This is a genomic window from Pseudomonas borbori (assembly GCF_900115555.1).
GTDB lineage: Bacteria > Pseudomonadota > Gammaproteobacteria > Pseudomonadales > Pseudomonadaceae > Aquipseudomonas > Aquipseudomonas borbori.
Genome location: NZ_FOWX01000092.1, coordinates 1 through 1362 on the forward strand (window position 1 = coordinate 1; position 1362 = coordinate 1362).

At 58.7% G+C, this 1362-nt stretch carries 1 protein-coding gene; it reads right to left on the reverse strand.

The window, feature by feature from the left end:
• Positions 1-263: 263 nt before the first annotated feature.
• On the reverse strand, positions 264-1289 hold the full coding sequence (locus tag BM315_RS24115) for an IS110 family RNA-guided transposase (protein ID WP_090506224.1): 1026 nt from the start codon (positions 1287-1289) through the stop codon (positions 264-266).
• Positions 1290-1362 lie beyond the last annotated feature (73 nt).

Consider the following 1362-nt stretch of genomic DNA (forward strand, 5'->3'; position numbering starts at 1 on the left):
GTGTAAAAATCTATGGTCACCCCCACTTTTGCAATACTGATCAGCGATGAGCGTTAGGCTTGCCTAAATCTATCCGGCGTCTTGGTGGAGCAAGCTCCGCGCCTCGATGAGAGTCGCGCCTGAGGATCCTGAAAACGTTGGCGGCTTCGAAAGCCAGTTTTTACATCAGGTTCTTCATCAGGCCGGTGGGCCGTTCACGTCATCGTCTATTCAGCTATCGCAAAACCGGAAAAGGTCGTCGTGGTACTGCTCAGTCAGTAGGGTCAGGCGGTCAAGCCGTTTGGCTCGGCTTCATATCGAGTGTGCTTAACGGCAATCGCCCAGGCAATGCGGGCCAGTTTGTTCGCCAGGGCGCAAGCCACCACGTTCGAGTGGCGTCGAATGAGCAAGCCCCGCACCCAAGTCGCCAATGCCCCGCGCTGATGCTCAAGTCGCATTAGATAGACTCGAGCGCACTGAACCAGCAAACGCCTGAGGTGCTTGTCACCCCGCTTGCTGATGCCCAACAGATTGGTGCGACCGCCTGTGCTGTACTGCCGGGGCACCAGCCCGAGTGATGCGGAAAAGTCGCGGCTACTGGCGTATTGCCGGCCATCGCCCATCTCGACCGCCAGCAAGCTGGCTGTGATCGGGCCGACCCCCGGCATGCTGAGCAACCGACTGCCCAAGTCATCCTCGGCTACTTGAGTCTCCAGCTGCCCCTCCAACTCCTTGATCTGCTGATCCAAGTAGAGGAAGTGCTGATGCAGTCGCATCAGCAACTGCATCAGTTGCGGCGGCAACGAGTGCTCTGACAAAGTGCTCGGGAGTCGCTTCATAGTTGCCAGGCCCTTGGGCAGGCAGATGCCGAACTCCAGCAGGAAACCATGTGCCTGGTTGGTGGCCTGTGTGCGCTCACGCACCAAGGCGTCACGCATGCGATGCAAAACAGACAGCGTCTGTTGTGCCTCGGTCTTGGGTGCGACAAAACGCATGGAGGGTCTGCACGCGGCCTCGCAGATGGCCTCGGCATCCACGAAGTCGTTCTTGTTGCTCTTCACGAACGGTCTGACAAATTGCGGTGAGATCAGTTTGGCGACGTGTCCGAGCTTGTTGAGCTCCCGCGCCGTGAAGTGGGCTCCGGCACAGGCCTCCATGACCACCGTGCAGGCTGGCAGATTGCCGAAGAGCCGCATCATCTGCAGTCGCGAGAATTTCTTGCGAAAGACCGCCCGGCCTGCCCCATCCTGACCATGCAGATGGAAGCTGTGCTTGCCGAGATCGATACCCACCAGTGCAACTTTGTTCATGGCGATGGCCTCCGAGATAAACCCAGCGAGAGCATAGCCCTCGCGGGGTGTGGGGGTGACCATCTCATTACGT

Coding starts and splice junctions, on each gene's coding strand:
- BM315_RS24115 (WP_090506224.1), bottom strand. CDS start 1,289: ATGAACAAAGTTGCACTGGTGGGTATCGATCTCGGCAAGCACAGCTTC.